The 25618-nt window shown below is 52.6% G+C and carries 19 protein-coding genes; 4 read left to right on the top strand and 15 right to left on the bottom strand.

Features of this window, described 5'->3' with window-relative positions:
- Positions 1-133: 133 nt before the first annotated feature.
- Complete coding sequence (gene pdaA / locus AC50Y3_RS24540; RefSeq protein ID WP_494821354.1) at positions 134-949, bottom strand: delta-lactam-biosynthetic de-N-acetylase; 816 nt, start codon at positions 947-949, stop codon at positions 134-136.
- A gap of 180 nt (positions 950-1129) precedes the next feature.
- Between pdaA and AC50Y3_RS24545 the strand changes: the two genes are divergently transcribed.
- Positions 1130-1738: a DUF3238 domain-containing protein gene (locus tag AC50Y3_RS24545; RefSeq protein WP_494821355.1), complete on the top strand. Its 609-nt coding sequence runs from the start codon at positions 1130-1132 to the stop codon at positions 1736-1738.
- 16 nt (positions 1739-1754) lie between these two features.
- Positions 1755-1970: a hypothetical protein gene (locus tag AC50Y3_RS24550; protein ID WP_494821356.1), complete on the top strand. Its 216-nt coding sequence runs from the start codon at positions 1755-1757 to the stop codon at positions 1968-1970.
- 357 nt (positions 1971-2327) lie between these two features.
- On the opposite strand, the gene AC50Y3_RS24555 is transcribed toward AC50Y3_RS24550, so the two are convergent.
- From AC50Y3_RS24555 to AC50Y3_RS24605, 11 genes are all read right to left on the bottom strand, one after another.
- Positions 2328-5456, bottom strand: coding sequence for an alpha-mannosidase (locus tag AC50Y3_RS24555; RefSeq protein ID WP_494821357.1), 3129 nt, complete (start codon positions 5454-5456; stop codon positions 2328-2330).
- 3 nt (positions 5457-5459) lie between these two features.
- Positions 5460-7769 (bottom strand): glycoside hydrolase family 3 N-terminal domain-containing protein, encoded by a 2310-nt coding sequence (locus tag AC50Y3_RS24560; protein ID WP_494821358.1) that lies wholly within the window; start codon positions 7767-7769, stop codon positions 5460-5462.
- A gap of 76 nt (positions 7770-7845) precedes the next feature.
- Entirely contained in the window at positions 7846-9501 is a 1656-nt protein-coding gene (locus AC50Y3_RS24565) for a type 2 periplasmic-binding domain-containing protein (protein ID WP_494821359.1), read from the bottom strand.
- Between the two features lie 138 nt (positions 9502-9639).
- Positions 9640-10539, bottom strand: coding sequence for a carbohydrate ABC transporter permease (locus AC50Y3_RS24570; protein ID WP_494821360.1), 900 nt, complete (start codon positions 10537-10539; stop codon positions 9640-9642).
- Positions 10540-10553: 14 nt separating this feature from the next.
- On the bottom strand, positions 10554-11459 hold the full coding sequence (locus AC50Y3_RS24575) for an ABC transporter permease (protein WP_494821361.1): 906 nt from the start codon (positions 11457-11459) through the stop codon (positions 10554-10556).
- 271 nt (positions 11460-11730) lie between these two features.
- A complete protein-coding gene (locus AC50Y3_RS24580; protein ID WP_494821362.1) occupies positions 11731-13941 on the bottom strand; it encodes a helix-turn-helix domain-containing protein in 2211 nt (736 codons plus the stop codon).
- A 113-nt stretch (positions 13942-14054) separates the two neighbouring features.
- Positions 14055-15437, bottom strand: a complete 1383-nt coding sequence (locus AC50Y3_RS24585) for an alpha-L-fucosidase (RefSeq protein WP_494821363.1) — start codon at positions 15435-15437, stop codon at positions 14055-14057.
- Positions 15438-15472: 35 nt separating this feature from the next.
- The gene (locus tag AC50Y3_RS24590) at positions 15473-16768 is read right to left on the bottom strand and encodes a glycoside hydrolase family 125 protein (protein ID WP_494821495.1); all 1296 of its coding nucleotides are present in this window, start codon (positions 16766-16768) and stop codon (positions 15473-15475) included.
- 58 nt (positions 16769-16826) lie between these two features.
- Positions 16827-18608: a glycoside hydrolase family 35 protein gene (locus AC50Y3_RS24595; protein WP_494821364.1), complete on the bottom strand. Its 1782-nt coding sequence runs from the start codon at positions 18606-18608 to the stop codon at positions 16827-16829.
- A gap of 264 nt (positions 18609-18872) precedes the next feature.
- Positions 18873-19781 (bottom strand): AraC family transcriptional regulator, encoded by a 909-nt coding sequence (locus tag AC50Y3_RS24600; RefSeq protein ID WP_494821365.1) that lies wholly within the window; start codon positions 19779-19781, stop codon positions 18873-18875.
- A 146-nt stretch (positions 19782-19927) separates the two neighbouring features.
- The gene (locus AC50Y3_RS24605) at positions 19928-20587 is read right to left on the bottom strand and encodes a glycosyltransferase (protein WP_494821366.1); all 660 of its coding nucleotides are present in this window, start codon (positions 20585-20587) and stop codon (positions 19928-19930) included.
- Positions 20588-20795: 208 nt separating this feature from the next.
- Between AC50Y3_RS24605 and AC50Y3_RS24610 the strand changes: the two genes are divergently transcribed.
- Positions 20796-21248 carry a hypothetical protein gene (locus AC50Y3_RS24610; protein WP_494821367.1) on the top strand — a complete coding sequence of 151 codons (453 nt, stop codon included), beginning with the start codon at positions 20796-20798 and terminating at the stop codon, positions 21246-21248.
- A 61-nt stretch (positions 21249-21309) separates the two neighbouring features.
- Here AC50Y3_RS24610 and AC50Y3_RS24615 read toward each other — a convergent pair whose 3' ends face one another.
- Positions 21310-23223, bottom strand: a complete 1914-nt coding sequence (locus tag AC50Y3_RS24615; RefSeq protein ID WP_494821368.1) for a beta-L-arabinofuranosidase domain-containing protein — start codon at positions 23221-23223, stop codon at positions 21310-21312.
- 195 nt (positions 23224-23418) lie between these two features.
- Here AC50Y3_RS24615 and AC50Y3_RS24620 point away from each other — a divergent pair, with 195 nt between their 5' ends.
- Entirely contained in the window at positions 23419-24276 is an 858-nt protein-coding gene (locus AC50Y3_RS24620) for a helix-turn-helix transcriptional regulator (RefSeq protein WP_494821369.1), read from the top strand.
- 70 nt (positions 24277-24346) lie between these two features.
- On the opposite strand, the gene AC50Y3_RS24625 is transcribed toward AC50Y3_RS24620, so the two are convergent.
- A complete protein-coding gene (locus AC50Y3_RS24625; protein ID WP_494821370.1) occupies positions 24347-24775 on the bottom strand; it encodes an SRPBCC family protein in 429 nt (142 codons plus the stop codon).
- Between the two features lie 60 nt (positions 24776-24835).
- Positions 24836-25324, bottom strand: a complete 489-nt coding sequence (locus tag AC50Y3_RS24630; protein WP_494821371.1) for a GNAT family N-acetyltransferase — start codon at positions 25322-25324, stop codon at positions 24836-24838.
- Positions 25325-25618 lie beyond the last annotated feature (294 nt).

Here is a 25618-nt window from a genome sequence, read left to right on the forward strand (position 1 = left end):
CCGTCCTGCTGTCGATTCCAACTATATTCACATCCAATATTCGACATAATTCGATAACATCCTCTGTTTGTCGACAAAATAAAAGAGAGGCGCCGGCTCGGCACCTCTCATCGCATTTGCTTTATTTTCACGGCTAATAACTCTTGGTCTCCAGCTCATTGAGCGGCTTAAAGGTGTAGCCTTGCTGCCTTGCCGCGTCGATGATTTGTGGGAGGGCTTCCGTGTTGTCTTTGGACACACTGTGCAGCAGAATGACGGCTCCCGGATGAAGCTGCTTCATGACGTTATCGTAGGCGTAACGCCAGCCTCGCTGCGCCGTCGGCTCCCAGTCGCGATAAGCGATCGACCAGAATACACTCGTGTACCCCTGCTCCTTGCTAACGGCGAGTACTCGACTATTGAAAATCCCCCGCGGCGGACGAAGATACTGCATCTCCTGCTGTCCGGTCAGCTCTGCCACGGCCGTCTTCACTTTGGCGAGCTCCGTTTGGATCTGGCTGCTCGGAATGACGCTCATATCCGGGTGGCTCCAGGAATGATTGCCGACCAGATGACCTTCCGCGACCATGCGCTTCACCAGCTCCGGCTTATCCTTCACATAGTGCCCGGTTACGAAGAAGATAGCCGGAACGCCCTTCTCCTTCAACACATCCAGAATGCGGCTTGTGAAGCCATTCTCATAGCCGTTATCGAAGGTCAGATACAGCTCTCTTTGTTTCGTATCGCCAAGGAAGATCGCCCCATGCTGCTCCAGAATCGGCTGGAAGCCTTCTTCTCTAATCGAGGGCAGCATGCCGCCGACGCTTTTCTTAAACCCAAAATGATAGGGGCCTCCCGGCGCACCAATCGTTTCCGATGCCATCGCCGTACCTGCAACGGATAGCATGAGGACAAGCGAAGCCAACAGAGAAAGCCAAGCTTGTGGGCGAAGACGGTTTGGTTTGTACATGATGTTCGATGCTCACCACTTTCTTCTCGCATGTTGCCTGCTGCATATTGGAACCATACAGAAGTTACTGTATCCCGGAATGCTGGAAGTTATGTGAATTTTTCGGACAAGCTGCAAGGTTAGGGTCACTTCTATGCTAAAATAAGCGGAGCAAATGGCGAAAGCGAGGAGAAATCGACAATGGCTGCGATTGTGAAAATAAGAGGAAGTGTATTTATCGGCGGCATGCAGTGGCTCCCTGCCATGACCGACCCCGAAACCGGCCTGATCCACGAATATGCAGGCGATGCACGGGAATTCACGCCTCATGCGGTGAACACGGGGCGATCTCGCGTGGAGCAAGAAGTCGCCGTCGACTTCGTGAAACGCAAGCTGTTCACGTATGCGAATACAGGCTCTACCACGCTGCGAGTGACGAAGCCAGGCGGCATCTCGGAGTTTAAGCAAGGCAAAGCCTCTGCCGAAGGCGTGACCGTCTCGGATGAAACTTGGGACGCATCATCGGTTTCCTTCATCATGAGAGCAACTGCCGCCAATCCGCTGCGCCCGGCTGCTCCGGCAGTAGATTATGAGCTCCAAGTAACCGTTCATGAAGAAAGCGGTGAAGTCGAAGTGAAGGGCAGTCATGACGGGTTCCCTTGCTTCGAGTTCTATAAGCAAGTTGATTTCGGCGATTTCGAGCTGCTGTACAGCCACGATTTCCGCGTTACGGGCGATACGCCTGCCGCCATGGCCGGAGATATGGAATATCACTTTGAACGCGTGCTCTCTGCTAGTATAGGAGCCTAAGGAAGGAGGGCCTTTCATGGCCTTGTACCGCCGTCTCCAGACGGATGACGATTTCACCGAGGCGATGGAGCGCCAATATAAGCTTCGCGTCTACAAGGACGACCACATCGTCGATTCCGGCGGCATCATTATCCGCTTCGATGACACGACCGTCGTCAGCCAATCCAGCGTCAGCGATGTCGCTTACCACGACCGTAACGCCTGCGAGTTTTTTGAAATTCGCAAACGGTAGCATTGTTCTGTTGTCGCAGAGGTCAGGATAGCTAATAGCCCCTGCCTGGCTGTTATTTTATTCTAACGAACCATGAGGGTCTTATTTGCAGGAAAACAGACGCTATTCAAATCTAACGAATCGTGTGCACGTTATTAAGGGAAATAGAGCGATAAATGGCATCTCAACGCGAAATAGCGCCTGTGTGGTTCGTTAGAATTTTAACCAACCGATTTGTCTCCAATAAGAGCTCTACGGTTCGTTAGCGTGAAAAACCTGCGGAGATCTGCGCAATGGAGAGCAAAGAACATATCCCTTCGCACAAAAAAGCTGCCCCAAAAGTGATTAGTAACACTTTTGAGGCAGCTTTTCTTTATTCTATATGAAGCGAACCGTTTGAATCTCGTAAGGCTTAAACGACAACGTAAGTACGCCGTCATCACCGATGCTGCATGGTTCCATTTCATCCTCAAGCAGATTGACGATGCTCGTCCGCTTCGTACCTGCCGGCAGCTGGATCTTCACTTGATCACGGCTTCCCGTTGATTCGTAGAAACGGAGAATCGTTCCTTCACCGCGTTCTGCCGGCTTGACGGTATCAAGCAAGACCGTGCGGCTGTCTAATTGCAGCATTGAGAACGATGCTGGCAAGGCGTTCGCCGACATGTTGCCTTCCGGCAGACGCAGGGCAATCGCAGGGTGATTCAGTTCCGCCGCCCTGCGCACAACCTCGGCCTGACGCCAATCCTGTTCATGCGGGAACAACGAATACGTAAACTCGTGCTCGCCTTGGTCGGCGGTGTTATCCGGCCATTTCGGAGCGCGAAGCAAGGACAGGCGCAGCACGCCGTCTTTCACGTCGTAGCCGTATTTGCAATCGTTCAGGAGGCTGACGCCGTAGCCGCCTTCCGATAAATCCGCCCAACGATGTCCGCAGACTTCGAACTGCGCCTGCTCCCAGCTTGTATTGCGATGTGTCGGACGCTCCATGGCGCCAAACGGAATTTCATAGGTTGCCTTCGTGCTTAAGACATCCACAGGGAATGCGACCTTCAGCAATTTATGACTCTCGTTCCACTGTACGCGCGTCTTGAAATCCACCCGCTTCTGGTGATGGTACAGCATCAGATCCTGCGAAATAAGGGATTCACCCAAGCGCCATTCGAAACGAATGATATCCAGCGATTCGCCGGAAATCACCAGCTTCTTCGAAATCAGTTCTGCTTCGCCGGCTCTGAACTGCTCGAATTTAGGATCGATATCCCACGCATCCCAGTACAGCGGTCTGTCGTGGAAGAACTGCAGCTCATTCGCCTTTGCACCCTTAGGTAACAGCTCGCGGTTCGCCGCTTTGTCGAGCCAACGGACGATCTCCCCGCGTTCATTAAATGCCAGCTTGTAATGAACGGTTTCCCACTCGTCCAGAGAACCCGCCTCGCCAGCTTGGCTCACCTGACGCGGCTTCGCTCCAGCATCTGCAGACTCCCGCAGCCAGATCGTTTTATAACCGAAAGCGGGGATAGCGGAGACGGCAATCGACAACCGGAACTTGCCGCATTCAAGCTCTACCCGATCGCATGGCAGTTGAAGGCCCTCATCATCAAACGCGCGGACGCCCACTTGATGTGCGCCAACCTCCAGCACCAGGGTTTCATTGCGCTCCCAGCCAAGACTGTTGAACACGGCGTAAGGCGTTCCTTCGCCGACCGCGCCAATCTCCCCGGCGACGGTAAGCATCGCTTGCGAGAGCCCTTGGTTGCCGAGCGCAAAAATTCGCTCGTATTCCGCAGCTGACGTTTCATACGTTTCCGTAATCGCCGTACCCGGAATAATGTCATGGAACTGATTGAGCATCATCAGCTTCCAGCCTTCGGCAAGCGCTTCCGGATGACCGCCTGCGCCCGTATATGCACGAGCCAGCGAGCTCCAAATCTCCGCTTCGCGGTACAGCACCTCCGCTTTACGATTGCTTCTCTTATTGCGGCCATGCGTCGTCAACGTGCCGCGATGCAGCTCCAGATACAAGTCTCCGTGCCACTCCGGCAAGGTGTGCGAGACTTCCTCTACGGATTCGAAGAAGGCAGCCGCCGTGCTGAAGCTGCTTGTCGGTAGACCCGGCATCAGCGAGCCGCGCTTTGCGAATTCTATCATTTCGCGCGTTACCCCGCCGCCTCCGTCGCCATGTCCGTACAGCAGCATCAGTTCATTCAGCTTATCCTTCTGGCGATACTCTCTCCAGTGCTCTTCGACATCCTTCGGTCTTGTATGCTCATTAATGCCATGGTTCAAGTAAGAGACAATAGCAGTCCCGTCGATACCAACCCAGCGGAACAGCTCATGCGGGAATTTATTCGTATCGTTCCAGTTCAGCTTGGTGGTCATGAAATAATCGACCCCTGCCAGCTTCAGCAGCTGGGGCAGGGATGCGCAGTAGCCGAACGTATCCGGCAGCCATTCGATCGCCGAGCTCTTGTTGAACTCATCGCGATAGAAGAGCTGTCCGTACAACATTTGACGAACAAGCGACTCCCCGCTTGGAATGTTGAGATCCGGCTCGACCCACATGCCTCCGACAAGCTCCCACCGATCGTCCGCTACGGCTTGTTTGATTTTCACATAGAGGGCTGGATCATGCTCTTTCACAAACGCATACAGGAGCGGCTGGCTTTGAGAGTAGATGAACTCCGGGTATTCCTCCATCAGCGATGTCATCGTCGAGAAGGTACGGCTTGCTTTGCGAACCGTCTCCCGAACCGGCCACAGCCAAGCAATATCGATATGCGATTGACCGACCATATGCATCATACCTTGCGCCCGATTTACCGGGAGCCGTTCACCAATCTGATCACGGAGTCCCTGCTCAATGGCAGCAACCAGCTCCGGGCTATGCCAGCTATCCTCCGGTAACTGTTCTGCTTCTCTCATGGTCGCATAAAGCGCGTCCATCATTTGCTGGCGGCTGTAGTCCTGCTCCGGCAGCATGCGCATCGTCTCGTAGACAGCTTGAACGCTGTAGAGCAAGCTCTGCGCAGCCTTATTGACGCGAACCAGCTTCACTTCATAATTCGTGACCGGCGAAACGACCGGCGCTTGGTTGTTCAGTGGATCAACCGGCTCCGGGATGGGATCGAACAGCTCGATCTCAAGCAGCGGCTCGCGGCCTGCGCCTTTCAGATACAGTGGAACGAAGTCATGATTGCGGTCCAGCCCCTGGTAAGAAGCGCCGTTCACGCGCAGCAGCCCTTCGCCGCCGCCACTCATCGTCAAGCCGGCCGTCCCTTCCTTCCAATGCGAAGGAATCGAGATTTGTTTCTTCAGAAAATAAGTAATGCCATGTTTCCCATCCAGGCGCGTGTCCTTCAGGATCGTCGGCTCCCCGCCCGGAAGCGTCTCATATTCGCCCGGCAAGCCATAGCGGACCTTTCTCATCTCCCAATCCAGCAAGGTCGAAGCTTCTGCCCATTGGCGCTCCGACAAGTTACGAATAAAACGATGAATGCGATACATCCCTTACACCTCACTATGCACATGCAAAGATGTGCTGATTACGTCTTCTGCGTTTCTACCGATCATCATCAGGAATTCGCCGGCTTCCACAAACGGCTTCAAGTTCGCATCCAGCATCTGCAGATGCTCCTTGCCTACGATGAAGCTGACGGTTTTGCTTTCTCCCGGCTCAAGCGCCACGCGCTCGAAGCCTTTCAATTCCTTCCCCGGCCGAGTAATCGAGCTTACTTTATCGGAGATATAAAGCTGAACAACCTCAGTGCCGGCAACTTCGCCGGTATTGGCCACCTTCACGGTAACGACTGCTTTCCCATCCGGCGATATGACCTCCGGGAATACAGCAAGCTCGCTATATTCGAAAGTCGTGTAGCTCAGTCCGAAGCCAAACGGGTAACGAGGCTTTGCATCCATCTCCAAATACCGCTTGCCCCGGCTGCGTTTGCCGTTATAGTATACCGGCAGCTGGCCGACATGCTTCGGCACCGATATCGTCAGTCTGCCGGACGGATTCACGTCGCCGAACAGAATGTCCGCTAGCGCCGCGCCGCCTTCTTGCCCGGGGTACCAGGCTTCCAGAATGGCATCGGCATGCTCGTCGATCCACGGCTCTACAATCGGACGGCCGTTGATATAGACGACAACGAGTTTCTTGCCTAGTTTATGAATTTCCTGCGCCAGCGTAAGCTGCACACCCATCAAGTGAAGTCCGGTACGGTCGATGCCTTCGCCGCATTCCATATCGCTCCAAGCAAGCTCCGACACAACGGATGCACCCGTGCGCAGATCGATGGTGCCTTCGCCAAAGTCCCGCGCACTGGAGCCGCCGAGCGCCAGTATGACGACATCGGCTTGCTCTGCACATGCCAGGGCAGATGCGAAGCCTTCCTTGGAATCGCCTTGAATTCTACAGCCCGGCGCGTAGCGTACACGGTCCTGTGCTTCCTCGCCCAGCGCTGCTTTAATGCCATCAAGCAGCGTAACGATCTGCTCGCGCGGCTGCGGTGACGTATAATCGCCAAGCTGGTTGTAGATGTGATCGGCATTCGGACCGATTACGGCGATTTTGCCACCTGTCGCCTTAGACAGCGGCAGTGCCGCGCCTTCGTTTTTCAGCAGGATGATGCCTTGTCGAGCGACCTCGCGCGCCAGCTCAGCATGCTCTGCGCAGCCAATAATCCGTGCGGCTGCAGCCGGGTCAACGTAAGTCCGATCGAACAATCCAAGCTCGAACTTCGCCTTCAGAATCCGCAGAACGGCCGCATCCAGATCCGCTTCCTCTATTAATCCGTTAAGAAGCGCGTTATGGAGATGAACGCCGAACATCGCTCCCGACATTTCCATATCGATGCCTGCCTTAAGCGAGATTGCCGAAGCCTCTTCGCCATTCTTGGCAACATCATGTCCCCACGCAAGCATGTTGATCGCTCCGCAATCGGTGATGACGAACCCGTCAAACCCCCAATCCTCGCGGAGTACGTGCTCCAGCAGTTCGGCATTCGACGTACAAGGTACACCGTCGATCTCGTTATAAGCCGGCATAATCGACTTCGCGCCGGCTTCGACACCTTTGCGAAACGGCAGCAGATCGACTTCATGCAGCTCCCGTTTGCCCATATGGGCAGGACCTGCGTTGCGTCCTCCTTCGGATGCGCCGTAGCCGACAAAATGCTTCAGCGTGGCGATCAAGCTGCCTTCCCCATCAAGCCGTTCCCCTTGCAATCCCTGTACAGCGGCAACCGCCAGCTCCCCGATCATGAACGGGTCTTCGCCGAAGCACTCCTCGGTTCTGCCCCAGCGCGGATCGCGTACGACGTCGAGCACCGGCGAATACGTAGCCGCCCCGCCTTGGCTGCGCGTTTCAAGTGCTACAGCGCGGCACATCTCGCGGTACAAATCCACATTCCATGCGCTTCCGATCAGAAGCGGCACCGGAAACACGGTCGCGCCAATTGCCATATGGCCGTGTGAGCACTCTTCCCCGAACAGAATCGGAATGCCGAGTCTGGACTGTTCCATCGCATAACGCTGAATCTCGTTAACAGCGCGAGCACCTTCCTCCGGCGAAAGCCCGTTCTCCAGCGTTACTTCCGTCCATGGATCAGCACGAAGCGTGCCATAGAGTGAGCCAATGCCGCCTTTCTTGATTTGCTCCCGAAAGCCAGCATCCAGCTCGATCGTGCCATCAGCCCTCTTCTGATACATTTTCCACCCGAATGGCTGGGTCATCTGACCGATCTTCTCTTCGACTGTCATGTATGCAAGCAAATCACTTGCCCGTTCAGAGACTGTAAGCGAAGCGTCTTTGTAACGCATAATACCTTCCTCCCTTTCTCCCCCAAGACAAGCACAAGGAAGTACGCCCGAAGGAATACTTCCTTGATCTTTGAATTTATTTCTTTTCAATCGCGGATTGATAAATTTGGATGTATTGCGGCAGGTTCAAGCCGTCGAACCCTTTCACGTAGCCATCCCAATCTTTCTCAATATCCTTGTCGCCGATGATGAATTGCGCCATGTTCGAATTGACGTAATCCTTGATGGAAGTCGCCAATTGAGCGATTGTATCCGTATCTTCTGCTTTCACATAAGCACCGGATGGATACGTTTCCTTCGGTGAATACGCATCGTAGGCTGCCGTTGCATCTGCAAGGCGTTTCTCATAGCCTGCAGCAGTCAGCGGGTCTTGAGCTGTCGCGAACAGATCACGGAATTCTTTGGACAAGTCTTTAGGTCCAAGAAGCGACCAGCTGTCGTTACGTACTACATTCTCGTCTATTTTTTGAAGTCCTTCGAAGCTGTACTTTGCAGGTTGGCCCGTAATATTAAGTTCGCCAGCTTCTGCTTTCTTCCAGCCAATGCCTTCTTTAGCGCCATATTCGCTGAACAACGAGCCTTCTTCGCTATACGCATAGTCGATGATTTTGATCGCAGCGATTTGCTGTGCTTCGGACGCTTTGTTCGTAATCGCCATTGGGAACTCGCTGATGCCTTGCGATGTACCTGCAAGTTGAACGCCGCTTGGACCTTTTACCGGCGGTACGATTACCCAGTGCTTCTGACGCTCATCCGTATCTTCATACGCTTTAACCAAGTAGCTGACAAGAGCCGTCGTAATGGAACCAACAATCTCATCGCCTTCGCGTTGGCCGAGCTGACCTACGGCTTGATCATTCTGCGTGAAGGATGCTTTGTCGATCAGACCTTCGCTGTACAGCTTGTGCATGTAAGCCAAGCCTTCTTTCCACTCCGGCTTGTTCGCTGCAAAATCCACTTTACCGTCTGTTACCGTTAAATACTTATCGTTATCGTTATAAATAAATGAATTCATTAGATAGGAGTCAATGTTACCGTTCCAAACCGATTTGTTCGGAGCGCCTGTCAATGGAATTTCATCGGCCTTGCCGTTGCCGTTCGGATCTTTTGTTTTGAAAGCTTTCAGAACGGTATACAGCTCGTCCGTTGTTGTAGGAACAGCAAGCCCTACCTTGTCGAGCCATTCTTTGTTCATCCAGTACTTCTGTGCATGTACGCAGTGGTAGCATTCATTCAAACGCGGAATCCCGTAAATATTGCCGTCCGGTGCTGTCATCGCTTCTTTCAAGTAAGGCTTCTTCTCCATCATCGCCTTCAAATTCGGCGCATATTTGTCAATGAGATCGTTAAGCGGAATAAGCACGCCTTGCTTGCCATACGTCATCAAGTCGCCGGTCGTGAATTTCGCTTCCAGGAACACTTCCGGATAGTCGCCGCTTGCAAGCAGCAGCTGTCTACGGTCTACAAGTGCATCGGTAGGAGCGACATCCCACTTGATTTTAACGTTGAATTTCTCTTCCACGAGCTTCGTGTACTCATTATCCTCAAGCGGTGCTTTGCCCTGCGGCGCAAAAAATCCGATATTGATCGGCTCAGACGATTCAGTAGCTGTATTGTCACCTTTTGTTTCATTGCCTGCACCGGCATTCTCTTTGTTGTTGCTGCCACATGCGGAAAGAACGATACTGCTGATCAATACGATCATGAGTGATACCCAGATGGACTTTTTCAAAACGAACTCCTCCTAGAATGAATTGTTTCGTTGCAGCTGCCCGAGTTTCCGAGCAGTTCCCCCTGATTGCCAATACGCTTAAGTCAGATCGATGCTGTCGCGCCCCACCTCCACAATTAGTTCACGCTATTGCTGAAGTTAGCCCTTTAAGGAACCAACCATAACCCCTTTGACGAAATGCTTCTGTACGAAAGGATACATGATGAGAACAGGTACGCAGGCTACGACGATCAGCGCATATTTCAGCACCTGCTCGAAGCCTTTATCGCGAAGACTTTGAGCGGTATTCGCCAGCATCGACGGGTCAGCTGCGTTCAGAATCAGCATGTTGCGAAGGACATATTGCAGCGGGAAAAGATGTTCCGATCTCAAGTAGATCAGGGCATCAAAGTAAGCATTCCAGTGGCCTACCGCGTACATCAGCGTCATTACGGCCAAGACCGGTTTGGACAATGGCAACACGATGCTCCACAGATATCGGATATCTCGGCAACCATCCATTTGCGAAGCCTCCTGCAGCTCCTGCGGGATCGAAGATTGGAAGAAGGTTCTGGCGATGATAACTTGGAAAATGGAGAACGCTCCCGGCAGCCATAGCGCCCAGCGCGTATCCAGCATGTGTAAATTTTTTACCAGCAAGTACGTTGGTATGAGTCCGCCGCTAAAAAATAACGTCACCATCATGAGGATCATGATGTATTTGCGGCCGGGCATCGTCCGCTGCGACAGCGGGAAAGCCATGAGCACGGTAAAGGTAACGTTAATCAACGTTCCGAAAACCGTATAAATAAAGCTGTTATAATAACCTGTCATGAGCTGCGAGCTCTGGAAAATCGACTTATAGGCTCTAAAGGAGAAGTCGACCGGGAACAGCCACACTTTGCCTGAAACGACGGCATCCGGCGAGCTGAGGGAAGAGCTGAAAATATAAAGCAGCGGATAAAGCACAGTCAGCGTAATCGCTGCAAGCAAGAGATACAGACTTATCAGCAAGACACGGTCGCCGAAAGGTTCTCTGATTTTTTGTTTGATAAACATAGACGGCCGCCTTTCTACCACAAGCTGTTTTGTGAAACTCTGCGTGCAACGGCGTTCACGCCAACAAGCAGAATCAAGTTAATGACGGAGTTGAAGAGTCCAACCGCAGAGGAGAAGCTGAAATTCGCTCCGAGCAAACCGACCTTATACACATAAGTCGAGATAACCTCGGAAGTACTTAAGTTCAGCGAGTTTTGCATCAAGAAGATTTTCTCAAAGCCGACTGCCATGACATTACCCAGACTCAGAATGAGCAGCGTAATTGTTATCGGGAGCAGGGACGGTAAATCGATATGAATGATTTTCTTGAATCGTGAGGCGCCATCCATACGTGCCGCTTCATAGAGCGAAGGATCGACGCTGGCCAGTGCTGCGATATAGATAATGGACGCATAACCCATTTCCTGCCATACGCCGGACCAAACATAAATAGATTTAAATAGTTTGGGCTCACCCATGAAGTTAATGGACTCCCAACCTAAGAAGGACAAGACTCTGTCAATTACCCCAACATGCGGGGAAAGCATCAGAATAATAATCGATACCATGATAACCGTCGAAATAAAGTGAGGCGCGTAAGTGATCATTTGAACGGACCGTTTAAAGAAGCCTGTCCGAATTTCGTTAAGTGCGAGCGCCAGCAGAATCGGAATCGGGAATCCTGCCAAGAGGGAGTAGAAACTGATGATAAGCGTATTCTTAATGAGGATCGGGAAGTTCGGCGAGCTGAACAAATTATCGAAGTGTTTAAATCCGACCCACGGGCTGCCTAAGATCCCTTTAATGACATTAAAGTCTTTAAACGCGATAATGACTCCAAACATCGGTATATATTTGAAGATGATAAGATAAAGTACCGGTAAAAGGACAAGCAGGTATAGCTCCCAACTCCGCCTCATTTTGCTCCATGTCTGCGCCATCCGCATTACCCCTTTATTCAGTGTCGTATTCGGTAGCTCGATTCTAGCCCGCCGAGGACAGCACCGGCAATTCGTAAGATTCCGCGATACCACTATTTTCGCAGCGTGTGCGTTTGGTGGTATTTCAGCACCGGGAAATAAGAGTACTCCTCATTTTTCTACACTTGCCCTTTTTCGCCCCCGCAAACCGCCGAATATCGCGTAGCTGCTCGCAAAAAAACCTTGGCGTCCGCCGGTGCTGCCGGCATGACCCAAGGTTATAGAATGCCCATCATTTCTGCTGCTTGCGATAATCGCTCGGTGAAAGTCCCGCAACGTTCTTGAATGCACGATTGAACGAGTTGTAATTGAAGTAGCCGACCTGCACGCTAATCTCCTGTAACGATATGTCGGTACTGAGCAGCAGCTGTTTGGCTTTATCCATTCGCAGTCCGATTAAGAAGTCTACGAAATTCCCGCCGGACTCTTCTTTGAACAGCTTGCTGATATTCTTCGCATGAAGGTTGAATTTGTCGCTGAGATGGTCAAGCGAGAGCTCGGGATTGGCATAATGCTCTTCGATATAAGCCCGAATGTCGCCGATGACAGCACGCGTTCGCTGGGAATCCTTGAGCGCTTGCAAGCGATCGGTCGCGGCTTCGAAGATCTGCGTGCAGCCCTGCTTCAATTCAACTGCCGTCTCCCAGTTCCTCCCTAGTTCAACCAGCTCCGCGCCCGCATCTTTCCACACATTGCGATAATCCTTGGACAGCTCTACAAAAACCCGACTAAGCTGCTGGTGAAGGAACTGCAAGAAGCTCTCGATTTCCTTCCGCGATGAGATCGAATCTTGGATTTGATCAAACAGCTCGTCCAGATGCCTCTTCCATCCGCTCTCAGCTAGCCTGATCGCCTGAGATAGAGAGTGTATGGTGCCAAAATAATCGTGAACACGGAACTTGGACGCATCCAGCTCCGAAGGCTGAAGCAATCTTCCCGTACCTAGCACCGCCTTATATTGCAGCAGATTGCCCGCGAGCTCATACGAGCTCCGAATCCCTTCGAGACTGCTAGCGATAGCCCCTGCACCGATGGTAACCGTGAAGCTCAAATTGCCCCGCACCCATTCCACGATTTGCTCGCCGATTTGCACGCTGAGCGCATTCGCGTCCGCTTCATCCGGCACCCACACGATAGCGGCCAGCTTACTGTCTACAATCCACTCCGCCCAAACGCTTGCCCCGCTAAGCGCAGACATTTCCTGTGTCACGCTGGAGATGACAAACTTGAGAATGGATTGATCCTGGTGATGATAGGTCTCGATAAACTGCGGATAACGGTCAATTTCAAGCACGAACACAAACGCCTTCGAGCCTGTCGGATTGACATGATACGTAAGCAAATCCGCCTGCCATTCCGTTTCTCGAATAGGCACGCGCCCTTCGATGGCTTCGTTAAAGCGATGTTTCTTCTTCAAAATAACCGTTTCTTTATTCTGTTCCCTCGTTTTCGTCGTTTCCTCCATCAGATGCTCAAGCGCACCGCGGATAAACCCGAATTCATTGTCACCGGTCTTGCCTTCCTCCGGTTTGATTAATGCGCTTGTACGTATCAAAGAAACCAATTGACTGATCGGTTTATAATTGCGTCTTGTTACGTGAACGACCCAGATAACGCCCAATAGAACGGCAACGATGGCAATGATGACCCAAATGCTATAGAAATTGAGGGCAAGCCGCGACAAAACGGAATCAGCCGGTCCGCTCTCGACTTCCCAGCCTGTATAAGGAGAAACATAATGGGAAAGCACGCTTCTGTCTCCTTGGCTCGCCGTGCTGTCTTCCATCAGGGTGCTGCCAAGTTTGTCGCTGATGCGTACAAAGGTCAGATTCGGATTGTACATCGGCGTAACCGAGGCTTTCAGTTTAGACAAGCTGACATTCACGACGATATACCCTTTTTTCTCCGTCGTAAAATGCGGATAGTCCTGCACTAGCGTAATGACATCCTTTGCTTTCTCCGCTGTATAGGGCTTGTAGCTTCGTTTTCCCGTCCATTTGCCCGGTGGCAGCTTCTGCTCTATGTATGGCTCTATAAATGGCTTGTCCACAAAGTCAGCAGTAATGCCCGATCCGTCACCTACAACGAAATCATCCTTTAACCGGATGAGATAGGCGGAATCGATGATCGAATAGTTAAGCTTCCAATCATCCATGAGCGTGTTGGCTTGCATATTGATGTACACGTCTTCGCTCTTCGCATTAAAGAATTTCCTCAGCTCCGCCGTCGAAAGCGTGTCTCGCAAAATACGATAATCGAGCGTCTTCAGCGAATTGTCCGTGAACCTTACAACCTGCTGAGCAAGAAACTCATTGGCCTTAATCGCTTCTTTGCGATTCTGCTCGTTAAGGGTTTGGAAGAATACAACAAATAATATCGTGACAACAACAAAAAACACGGGAAGATATGATAAAAGTAATTTACGGAACCAATTGCTGTTCATGTCCATCCCCCTTTATCTTATGTTTCCCGTGTCATAGGCTTTAAAAAAATACTCTTTATTCTACACCAGTTTATGGCTCATTGCCAAATTAACGGGGTCGAATACCACCCGATTTACTTGGTAGCCATGCGGAAAACATGTGCGATCGGAGCCGGCCCACTCAGCTGGCTTTCGGGAAGATGAACGGTAATGCCTTCTTGATCCCGCGTGTAGAAGACGGATTCTCCGGTATTCACGAGCTCAATACCTGTAATCGCTTCTGTGTACGGAATACGGATTTGTCCGGAAACCGGAGCTTCCTCGCTTGCATATAGGTAGGTGCAGTAAACCGTGTCGCCTTTGCGCGTAAACGCACAATCGCCTGTGTAATATGGCGCGCTAATCCGCGTGCCGTAGACTGCTTCGCCAAACACTTTCATCCAAGCGCCGAGGTCCTTCATGCTCTTCACCGCGCCTTTTGGCAATCTGCCATCCGGCTGAGGTCCAACATTCAGTGCCAGGTTGCCGCCTTTGGCTACAACCTCCATCAAGATATGAACCAATTGGCGTGCGGACTTGTACTTGTCCTCAAAGCCAAACGAGAACGAAGTACCGATTGTGATGCAGCTCTCCCACGGCACATGCAGCGGACGATCCGGGATCGTTTGCTCCGGTGTGACGTAGTTCTCATACGCGCCGCCTACTGTACGGTCAGCCGACAGCAGCCATGGCTGCGAAGTCTGACGTGCACGCTCCACCACTTCGCCCAGACGAATATCTTGATTCACCTTGCCGCCATCCCGCACCCAGCCCGCATCCAGCCATAGAATGTCGATGCGGCCGTAGCGCGTCATCAGCTCCATAATTTGCTCATGCGTGAACTGTACGAATTTCTCCCACATGGAAGGGTGTTCCGCCGGATTGTAAGAAGGTCCGCGCCACATATGACGGCCTCTCTCCATTCCCGGTGCCCAGTAATACGGCGTATGCCAGTCCGCTTTGGAGAAATAAGTCGCGATCGCAAGTCCTTTATCACGGAAGGCATCGAATACATGCTTGCAAATATCCGCGTAGCGGTGCGCATGGAAAGGCGTTTCCTTGCCGGTAATGCGATAGTCCGTCGTATGCGTATCCCACATGCAGAAGCCATCGTGATGCTTCGTTGTGAAGATCAAATATTTGAAGCCGCCTTCCGCAGCTACTTCCGCCCATTTCTCCGGTTCGAAGCGAATCGGATTAAAGGTCTTATTCAACGCGAAGTACTCGCGTTTCATTTCTTCATAGTCATTCGTCCAATCGACGTCATTTCGTGCCCAATCGCCGTCTTCGTCGCTAAGCGTCCACGACTCTACCATGCCAATCTGGGAATACGGACCCCAGTGCATCATCAGAGCGAGCTTCTGATCCCGGAACCATTCCAGACGCTCCAACGTTACCGGATCCGTTGGTTTGACCCACTCCGATTCACTGCTATAATTATGAACGCCATTCTCCACTTCATGTACGGTCTCACTCATGTAGTTAGCCTCCTTAATAGTTAACGATGCTTCGCTTAGGCGAGCATAGCTTCAAGCTTCTTCTCTTGGATCAGCTTCAGAATCAGCTCACCGAACAAGGTGTTTGCCCAAGCAAACCACGATCTTGTAAACTGAGTCGGATCATCCACGCTGAAGCCCTCGTGCATGAAGCCTGTGTCTCCATCGGTAGCAATCAGCAGCTTCACCAGCTCCGCGATTTCCTGATCGTCGGTCGAGGTGAGTGCTTGCATAACCAAGCTGATATGCCAGATATAACGCGGCGGCGTATGCGGGCTTCCGATTCCCTTCGCGCAGCTGCCTTCGTAATAGTAAGGATTGTCCTTGCTCAGAATGAATCGGCGCGTATTCAGGTAAATCGGATCTTCCTTAGGTGCATAGCCCAGATAAGGAATGGACAGCAGGCTTGGCACATTCGCGTCGTCCATCAACGTGTAATTGCCCTGCCCATCGGTTTCATAAGCGAATATATCGCCGTAAACCGGGTGCTTGTAGATACCGAAATCGTGAATGCCAACGTCGATCTCTTCCTGCAGCGCTAGCGCTTCGCTCTGCATAGACGCGTCGTCCAGCACTTCGCTTGCAATCTCGGCCAAGTAGCCGAGCACCACGCTTGCGAACATGTTAGCCGGAACCAGATATCCATAGGCGCAAGCATCATCGCTTGGCCGGAAGCCGGACCAGGTCATGCCGGTGTAACTGACCGGCGCACCCATTCCGTTGTTGTGGATCGTATCGCTCGGCGGCCCGGATACGCGAGTGAAGCGGTACGGCGACTCTTCCACATGCTTCTGCTCCACGCGCCATAGCTGCAGAATGCGTGCCGCCGCCTGCCTGAACGTATCGTCGAAAGCAGCTGTGCTGCCCGTCTGTTTCCAGTACAAATAGCTGATCTGAAGCGGATAACAGAGCGAATCGATCTCATATTTGCGCTCCCAAACCCATGGGCTCGGTGCAGGCAATTCCGTGATGTCGTTCTCGTACCGATTGTCATTGGCCTCTTCGTTAAAGGCATTTGCGTACGGATCGAGCAGGATGCACTGGAATTGGCGCTTCAACAGCCCTTCAATGATGCGGCCCAGCTCCGGATCTCCCGATGCCAGCTGAATATAGGGTCTGACCTGCGCACTGGAATCCCGCAGCCACATCGCCGGGATGTCGCCGGTAAACACGAAGGATGTCCCGTCATCCAGCAGGCGTGTGGTCGTTTCCAAGGTGTTCGGAAAACATTGCTTGAACATATGAAGCAGCTTTGGATGATTAGCTAGCTCTGTGTCCGCCAGGGCTAGGATATCCTGGATCGATTGCGGCATTTTGATTGGAGTAGTCACGCCGATTCACCTTCTTGTGCGTATTTTTAATTCCTTGTTATTACTCAGCTTGCTGTAGCTGGTGATTTAATCTCGGCGTATCCATGAACATAACGGCCGATGTCTGCGAAGCCCCATGCAGCTCGAATACGATGATTTCATTGCTGCCTTCGCGAAGCAGAGGCGCAGGCACATACAGCGTTTGCTGCGGACCCTTGCTCCAGTAGCGCCCTACGTTGCAGCCATTCAGGAAGACGACGCCTTTCGTCCAGCCCTGCATATCCAAGAACGTATCTGCATTGGCGTTCGAAACATGGAGCGTTCCTTTATAGAACCTCGGTCCATCCGCCTTCGAGCTGCCGTTGGCGTCAAAAGAAAGCTTCGTCAGGTCTTCCAGCGGAAGCGGCCGAATGGTCCAATCGAAGAGAAATTGGAACCCCAGTCGAACCCCTTCCGTGATTCCTTTGCGGTCCTTCAGGTAAGGACCGTAGTTGATCCTGCCCATATTTTCAACGAGAATATCGAGCCTCGCGCCTCCGGCAGGCACTTCGATCGCAAGCGATTGCGGCGTTTGCGCCCGCTCGATCACGCCTTTAAACGCGCCATCGACAAAGACTAATGCCCGGTCACGTACTTCTTGCAGATGAAGCTGCTCTGAAGGCCGCGGTCCCGAGATGTGCGTCGAATACAAAATAAAACCATAATTCTGTCCAACCTTCTCCATCGGAACCGGTGTAACGGATTGAACCGGCGCCGACAGCACGTCCAATTGCTCCCACATATCTGCTTGCTCCGTGAGTTCGACTTGCCCATAGGCCCGGCGAGCGATGGCGGGCGGAAGCTCCAGTGGGCCGAGTTCTTCATATCGGGCAATGACTTCACGCACCGCATAATACTTAGCCGTCGGTACTCCTGTCTCATCCAGAGGGGAATCGTAGTCATAGCTCGTGATCGTCGGCTCGTAGAGATTAGGCTCCTGGCAGTTCGCGCCATTATAGAAACCGAAATTCGTACCGCCATGGAACATGTAGAAGTTGACGGAAGCGCCGGCAGCCAGCATTTCATCCAACACCGCCGCCGCATCCGCAGCATCGCGCGTATGATGGGGTTTGCCCCAATGGTCGAACCACCCATTCCAATACTCCATGCACATGAGCGGCGAATCCGGCTGATAGTCCTTCAGCTTGTCGAAAGAAGAAGTCGGATTGGAGCCGAAATTGACCGTCGACAGCACACCCGGAACCGATCCGCCCTGCAGCAGCGCATCCGTCGGCCCATCGGAGGTGAACAGCGGCACATCGATACCGCGTTTAAGAAGCGCCTGCCGCAAATAGTCCAGATACTTGGCGTCATTGCCATAGCTGCCATATTCATTCTCGATCTGCACCGCGATAATCGGTCCGCCGTTCGTGCAAAGCAGCGGCTTCAACCGAGGGATGAGCGCATCATAATAGGCATCCACCTTGTTCAGATAAGCCGGATAGCTGCATCTCAGCTGCATATCGGAATCGGACAGCAGCCAAGCAGGCAGTCCGCCAAATTCCCATTCTGCACATATATAGGGACTCGGACGAACAATGACATGCAAGCCGAGGCTGCCCGCAAGCTCGATATAAGCGCACACATCGGCTATTCCATCGAAACAGAACTGCCCTTCATACGGCTCATGCACATTCCACGGGATGTACGTCTCCACCGTGTTTAGTCCGCAAGCTTTCAACTTCATTAATCGGTCTTCCCAGTACTGGGGTACAATGCGGAAATAATGCATAGCGCCGGACAGAAGACGGACGGGCTTGCCGTCCACCACAAACGCATTTCCTTCTATTGAAAAATAGCTCAACCTGCTCGCTCCTTACCTCTATCTTGTAGACTTAGGATAAACGCGGGACTTCCCGTGCTCAACGGGATTTTTTCGGGCAGTACACCTTTTTCCACCCCGGGCAAGGCACTACACTATTTTCTCAAGGCCCTTCTGAGTTGAAAAAGGAGAAGTAGGCGAAACTTGCATCCCTTATCGCGCAAAATTCGCTTGCCGGCAGCCATAAGAAAAGGCGCAGCCGAATGTCGGCTGCGCCTTTTCTTAGCAGATCTATAGATTGGAAACTTACGCTTCTTTGCGTTTCACCGGGACATAAATGTCCATCTCCACCTGCTCTTTGTCCGGGTGGCAGCGATAGTCATACAGCTCGAACTCCGCAGCCCCGGAATGCTCATAACCGGAATGCGGGAACCACTCGCTGAAGATCGCGCCCCATGTGCTCTGGATCGAGTTAGAGAACTGCTCGGTCGGCACCTTCGGAGTCGTAAACACCGCATAATCAGAAGCACCGAACTCGCGGCAAACGAGATCCTCCGGCACATTGTCGAAGTGCTCTGCTTCCATGCCAATCAGGTACTTGAAGCTTCCGGTCGCCATGTCGAAGCTGTGGCAGATGCCGAGCTCGATCGGACTCTCCTTATGAACGCGGTTCGGAATGCGGCCGGACCAGCCATTCTTTAAATACTCCTGCCAGTAGGCCGGAATCTGACGATGATTCTCGCCATCGTTCGTAGATGTTGTAAGCTCGTAGCCGATGACCTTGTACGCGGGTTTGGTTTCAATCCGATAATCCATGCGAATGCCTCCCAAATAAGGATTGTATTTGCGCTGCAGCACATTGAGCTTCGAATAGGCCGGAGGCTTGATCCCTTGTTTGCGGTAGTCCGCCGGCGTCACTTCGAACATGCGCTTGAAGGCGCGGGTAAAGGTTTCATGATTCTGAAAGCCGTAGTTAAGCGCAATGTCGAGCAGCCTTGTATCCGAATAGGCCACCTGCCAAACCGATAACGCCAGACGACGCTTACGCACGTATTCCATTACGGTTTCTCCCGCCATGGACAGAAAGACCCGGTGGAAATGGAAGTCGGACAGCCTCGCGACCTGCGCCAGTCGCGATAACGATAACTCCTCCTCCACATGTGCTTCTACGTAATCGATCGTCTTTTGAATTTGCAGCAGGTAATCCTCCTTCATTCGAATGCATGACCTCCTCTTCCTTTGCTACACTCATTGTAACGTGACTCCATCCTATATTCTTGACGATTCTTGCTGAACCCTGCTCGGAAGCATGAAAAAGACCGCCGTACGAAACGGCGGCCTCTTGGCTGCGATCAAGTTCGTTATTTGAACTTATCTGGAAACTGGGCAATGATCCCTTGTGAGAGGATATCTGCGAACATCATCATGTGAGCAATTCCCTCATCGAAGGCAAGCACATCCGCATTCCAATCCTTCTTCAGCCTGGCAGTCGCTGACGCCGTTACGAGCTGTAAGTGACGTTCCATCATGCTCTTTAACTCTTTGTACGTCCAATTAGGGTTAGCATCGCTTAGAAATTTAGCAATCACATCGGCATTGCGATACCATGCTTTATTGATCTTCTCGAAATCCGCTTGATTGCCGGCCTTCGCCGCTTCAACCAATTGACCGGCAAGCAGAATATGCTCCCTCAGCAGCTCGGCCAGCTTATTGCCCGCTTTCTCGCCATAGTACGGCTTTATCGCGTTTCCGAGATCTTGTTGATTACGAAGCAATCGCTCCAATACCTTGTCGCGGTCCGCAAGCCCCTCGGTCGCACTCACGATGTAGGTTCTTGTCCAGTAAACATGGTCCGCCCACAGCCCTCGAAGCGCTTTGTTCAAATTCACCATCGATTGGGTATACCGTAATTGATGGGCGTGATGGTCCTGCCTTGCAGCTGAGGCACTTATTGGGGTCACCCACAGCCCAAGCAGCACGCAAACGAGCGTCAGGCTTAGCAATTGTTGTCTCATCCGCATTGTTATTCTTCTCCTCCTGTGAAGCCGGTTTGGTTAGCCCCTTATATTGTGGACGTTTCCATTGATTTCATGCACGCGAGGTGAAACGCATACTTTCTTATCGTTCGAGGCAGATACCCGTACCAATTCGCCGCTCTCGGCATCTATTAACAGGAGTATACCGACTAGCAGCGATATGAATGAGAGAGTAGGGGATTAGAGATTGTCGATGATGAGAAAAAGCAGTATAGTCGTCAAAAGCAGCCGTATTAGCAGTAAGGGCAGTACCCGCAGCAGCAGCAGTTATAGTAGAGCCGTCTTCTCGACGGGGATCCTGCGCCGGAATCCCGGTACCAACTTCGCGCTCGTTGACCTCGTCAACCTCGGCTACGCGAACGCCTTGCGAATGACCGTCCAAGTATTCGACTGGTCAAGCGGCCTGCCGGTCGCACTCACGCTAACGCCGTGCAATACGACCAAATGCTTCGTATCCCTTGCTCCGGGCACGTCGAATTTCGTATACGCGGACGTATCGAGCGTCCAATTTAAGTACGAGGTGCGCATCAGCCGCAGTACAGCGAATCGCAACGTCATCCTCAACGTGTCCGGCCTCAGCCAAGAGCCGCTCACGCCGCAGACCGGTAACAACGTGCTGCAGCATGCGCTTGTCCGCATTAGATGATGACAACAAAAGCGGCTGAACCGGGTTAGTGGTGCCCCCTGTTCAGCCGCTTTTTACAAGATTAAACCCGCTTCTTCCACGCATTCTCGCGTTCCCCTATCAGAGGAAATTCACCGATCCGCAGTCGCGCGCTGCCATAAGGGACAAGCGTCAATTGTGCGAGCTCCTGGCCTTCGGTCTTCGGATAGATCGGCGGCGTTCCCGCGTTGTTGCCTTCCATTTTCCACTCGCGCACCAGCTGTCCGGTTGCTTGCAGGCGAACAGGCGCTTGTTCCGCATCGAACGGCTGATACGGCACTTCATGCTCGCTGACCGCGTAGTCGTTGTCTGCCATCAGGCCGTATTTCCAAGGCGAGCCCGGGTAAACCTCCCAATCGTGAAACTTCGCCCGCTTCGTCAGCAGCTGCCAGTTCTCTTGAATCGGGAGCGCATAAACGAGCGGTCCGCGTTCAACGCTGATGGCGTACAAATTGCGGGAAGTCGTCGTCACAACCATCGGCAATTGCAGGGCCAGCACTTCCCCGTTCTTCCATTCGCGCTCCACCTTCGCATAGCCATTAACGACATGAAGCGAAACGTTAGCCCCGTTAACCGACAAGCTTGGCGAGTCGCACCAGGCCGGAATCCGCAGCGAAATGGCGAAGGCTTCACTGGGACGATCCAGTGCCACGGCTATGTTAACCATGTCGCGGAACGGATACTCGCCGCTCACCGTAATCGTCGCCGCCGTCGTCGATCCACTTCCAACCTTCGTGCTTATAACGCTAGGCGCATACGACACAGCCGCCAAACCGCCGTTCCCGTCAGCCATCCACAGGTGGGACGTAAACTTCGGCCAGCCTTGATGCATATTCGACGTGCAGCAGCCGAAATGCGGCTCCAGGCCAAACAAGTTCGCATCAGGACCGTTGCTCCAAGCCCGCGGGGCTACGTTGCATACGATTTGATTCACCTGCTGATCGTATTGATGCGACGTCCAGTCTTTGGAGATTGCGGCAGGGAGCGCGTTGAACGCCACCTTTTCCAAAATATCGCCGAACCGTCCTTCGCCAAATACGCGGGTCAAGTGCTCCATCGAATACATATATTCGACCACGGCGCACAGCTCGACGCCTTGACTTGGGCTCGTACCGGACAGCCACTCGTCACCGGAGAACATGCCATGCGCTTGACCATGATAGGTCATCAGGCTATCGATGCCGCGATGAACCGCCGCAAGCTCAACTTCCAAGCCGCTTAGCTCATAACGAATGGCCGGTGTTTTGATGCCCATCGCCACATTGACGACATGTGTACTCCAATCCCACTCCTCTACTTTGCGCCAGTACGGGAAGTCATGGAAAACATCCGTCCAATCGAGCGTCTGCTCGGCCACAATAGCTGCGAGATCCAGCAGGAATGCCTCTCCAGTCACTTTATACAGCCACTGCACGCACAGCACCATCTCAGCTCCACGGGCCTTCGCCCATCCCTCAAGCGGGTTAGCCGCGATATGACTGTGGACATAACGGAAGTATCGGGTCAAGAACGGTGCAATACGCTCGTCCCCCGTCACTTCCGCATACTGCGTCATCACCTTCAGCATGATCATGTAATGCCACCAGTCATGCTTCTTATCGATATCGGTATTGACCGATTGAATCGTGCCTCGCGGGCCGAAGTTGCCATCCTCCCCTTGGCTTGCGAGCGACCATTCCACCCAGCGCTGCGCTTTGGCAATCAGCTTCTCATCCTCGAGCAAATACGCGAGCGGCAGCAGTCCGTCCAGATAATAAGGCCCGCGCTCCCAGCTCTCGCCTTGACCGCCGATCCAGCCGTTATCCGGCCCAACATCGTTCCAATGCTCTTCCAAATGCCCGGTTAATCCATCGGCCTGAATACGCAATTGATTGCGGAGCCAGCCTGCAGGCTTAATTGCTCCTAACGGCAAAGCTTGAAATGCGGTGGCGATCAGTTTAGTCGTCGTCGTCTCCATACGAGTCGTCTCCTTCGGATCTTCTTAGTAGGATAGCTATGAAGCGAATATAGCACGGTTACACATCTGCGGCCGATAGCCGATGACAACCCCTTTTTATCCAATCACAACATGGAGTCGATTTCGTTCCTATAGCACAAATCCTTGTAAACACTTATGATATAAGCAAACTTCTCCGGAAGGGGCCACTTCCCAATGTTCCGATTTACTTCTCCACCCATGCCGCATTACATCACTTCGGGTGAGGATACGTATGCAGCAGGCGGCAAGCACCCGGACCGCGCAAGCATCGGGGTCTTCGACTTGCTCGCGGTCACACGAGGCACTCTCTATCTGGAGGAGGATGGCGCTGCACTCACCGTTGGCGCTAATCAGTTTGCGATTCTGCGTCCTGACCGTGCACATAAGAGCGTGATCCCCTGCCGTGAGGAGACGCATTTCTACTGGCTCCATTTTCAGACGCTGGGCAGCTGGAGTGTGGCATCCGAACGCGAACCGCATGTATTCCTGCCGGCCTCCGATCCGCATACCCATATCGAGACTTTCGTGTTTCACGTCCCGAAATTCGGCGAACTCCATGCAAGGGAAGGTATCTTTGAACGGCTGCAGCAGCTCTTGCAGCTCCATGCCGACTTCCACGCTGCAGCCCGCTTTCGCCAACAAACGCTGCTGCTGGAGCTGCTGCTCCATCTGCAAGCGGAGGGCAGCAGTGCCGCCGCTGCCAAGGACCCGCAGCTTGCGCTGGCGGATGAGGCGGCCGCTTTCTTGCGGCGCAACTACAGGGAACAGCTCAGCTACAAGGAGCTATCGGATCAGCTGCATTTTCACGCCAACTACATCGCGCTCTGCATGAAGAAGGCTTTCGGCTGTACGCCGCAAGACTACCTCGCCCGCTACCGGATCGAACAGGCGAAGCAGCTGCTCATTCATAGCGGTGAGCCCATCGGCAAAATCGCCGAAGAAACCGGCTTTCAAACCTTTCCCTATTTCGTCCGCTGCTTCAGTAAGCACACGGGGGCTCGTCCGAAGGAGTTTCGGCTGCGGTATCGGTGACCGCATCGAAAAAGGCAGTTCGGGGGGCAGCTTGCTTCTGTCCCCACCGAACTGCCTTTGCATAGCGCATTTATCTGACAATGCCTGCACGGAGCTGCGTCACGCCGAACTCCAAGTACCCTTTCAAGCACGAAAGCACATACACCCAGCCTTCTTTGTTGTCCACGATTTTGCTGAGCAGCTCAGGATCATTCTCTTGAAATCCCTCTTCGTTAATGGCAATAATCGTGCTCTCGTCAGGCTGCTCTTCCAAGGTGATCGTGACTATATTGCCCTCGCCACCCCATTGAAAAACGATTCTCTTATCCGCCTCGACCTCGAGCAGAGTAATGCCCACTTCGGCATCGTATTCTTTGTAGATCAGCGTTACCGTCTTGCCTTTCTCCCATCGCTCCGAGCTGGATGAGAACCAGAAGTTGCCGATTTTCGCTGGGTCTACGAAAGCTTCGAACAGCTCATGTGCTTGTCTGGCGATTCGAAATTTGGTTAGGTTATTCATAGGCTTGTATCCTTCCTTCGTTTGGATTTTATGGAGGCGCTGGTGTTGGTGTGCTGCTGCTTAATTCAGAAACTTCTGATAGCTGGCAATGTCGAGCCATCTGCCAAACTTATGGCCCACTTCCTTGAACAACGCTGCCCGCTCGTACCCAAGACGCTCAAACAGGCGAATGCTCCGCTCATTCTCCGTGCAGACCGTCGCAACTAGCACATGAAACGCCTTCGCCCGCGCTTTCGTCTCCAGAAAAGCAACCATCTCCGCGCCAATCCGCTTACCGAGATGCTCCGGGGCCAAATAGATCGTGACCTCTGCCGTCGTATTATAGGCCTGCTTATTCTTGTGCTGTGTGAGCAGCCCGTAGCCGATAATCACGCCGTCCTCTTCGCACACATACGTGCTGTACAACGGATTAGTAGGTATCACATTAGGCCGGATTTCATCCAGCGTCAGAGCTGCCGTGTGAAAAGAGACCGTCGTATGCTCCACATAATGGTTGTAAATCTCCAGCACCCGCGGCAGATAACGTTCATCCATCTGGGCAAAACGCATCGTATTCGTCCCTTTCTGTGGTGGGTTCGACTTGAAATTCTTGCCAGTCGTAGTTGATTGGATTCACTCCATCCACCATACCATATTTTAGCCTGTGAAAAGTGACATCCGCGCCACCTGCAACTACACGCATTTTGTTCTAACGAACCGTGGAGGTCTTATTCGCGCTCAAATGGCGGCCAAATAATTCTAACGAACCCACAGGGCCTTATTAAGTGGATTCCGGGTCTATTCGGGCTCATTTTCGCCAAATAAGACCTCCTGGGTTCGTTAGAATTTAGAAACCCCGATTTC

This window comes from Paenibacillus sp. J22R98 (assembly GCF_059383835.1).

Excerpts from the sequence above, each read along its gene's own strand:
- AC50Y3_RS24590 (WP_494821495.1), bottom strand. The coding sequence starts at position 16,768 with ATGCCGCAATCGATCCAGGATATCCTAGCCCTGGCGGACACAGAGCTA.
- AC50Y3_RS24545 (WP_494821355.1), top strand. The coding sequence starts at position 1,130 with ATGGCTGCGATTGTGAAAATAAGAGGAAGTGTATTTATCGGCGGCATG.
- AC50Y3_RS24620 (WP_494821369.1), top strand. The coding sequence starts at position 23,419 with ATGTTCCGATTTACTTCTCCACCCATGCCGCATTACATCACTTCGGGT.
- AC50Y3_RS24585 (WP_494821363.1), bottom strand. The coding sequence starts at position 15,437 with ATGAGTGAGACCGTACATGAAGTGGAGAATGGCGTTCATAATTATAGC.
- AC50Y3_RS24630 (WP_494821371.1), bottom strand. The coding sequence starts at position 25,324 with ATGCGTTTTGCCCAGATGGATGAACGTTATCTGCCGCGGGTGCTGGAG.
- pdaA (WP_494821354.1), bottom strand. The coding sequence starts at position 949 with ATGTACAAACCAAACCGTCTTCGCCCACAAGCTTGGCTTTCTCTGTTG.
- AC50Y3_RS24570 (WP_494821360.1), bottom strand. The coding sequence starts at position 10,539 with ATGTTTATCAAACAAAAAATCAGAGAACCTTTCGGCGACCGTGTCTTG.
- AC50Y3_RS24600 (WP_494821365.1), bottom strand. The coding sequence starts at position 19,781 with ATGAAGGAGGATTACCTGCTGCAAATTCAAAAGACGATCGATTACGTA.
- AC50Y3_RS24555 (WP_494821357.1), bottom strand. The coding sequence starts at position 5,456 with ATGTATCGCATTCATCGTTTTATTCGTAACTTGTCGGAGCGCCAATGG.
- AC50Y3_RS24625 (WP_494821370.1), bottom strand. The coding sequence starts at position 24,775 with ATGAATAACCTAACCAAATTTCGAATCGCCAGACAAGCACATGAGCTG.
- AC50Y3_RS24615 (WP_494821368.1), bottom strand. The coding sequence starts at position 23,223 with ATGGAGACGACGACGACTAAACTGATCGCCACCGCATTTCAAGCTTTG.
- AC50Y3_RS24550 (WP_494821356.1), top strand. The coding sequence starts at position 1,755 with ATGGCCTTGTACCGCCGTCTCCAGACGGATGACGATTTCACCGAGGCG.
- AC50Y3_RS24575 (WP_494821361.1), bottom strand. The coding sequence starts at position 11,459 with ATGGCGCAGACATGGAGCAAAATGAGGCGGAGTTGGGAGCTATACCTG.
- AC50Y3_RS24605 (WP_494821366.1), bottom strand. The coding sequence starts at position 20,587 with ATGCGGATGAGACAACAATTGCTAAGCCTGACGCTCGTTTGCGTGCTG.
- AC50Y3_RS24580 (WP_494821362.1), bottom strand. The coding sequence starts at position 13,941 with ATGAACAGCAATTGGTTCCGTAAATTACTTTTATCATATCTTCCCGTG.
- AC50Y3_RS24610 (WP_494821367.1), top strand. The coding sequence starts at position 20,796 with ATGATGAGAAAAAGCAGTATAGTCGTCAAAAGCAGCCGTATTAGCAGT.
- AC50Y3_RS24560 (WP_494821358.1), bottom strand. The coding sequence starts at position 7,769 with ATGCGTTACAAAGACGCTTCGCTTACAGTCTCTGAACGGGCAAGTGAT.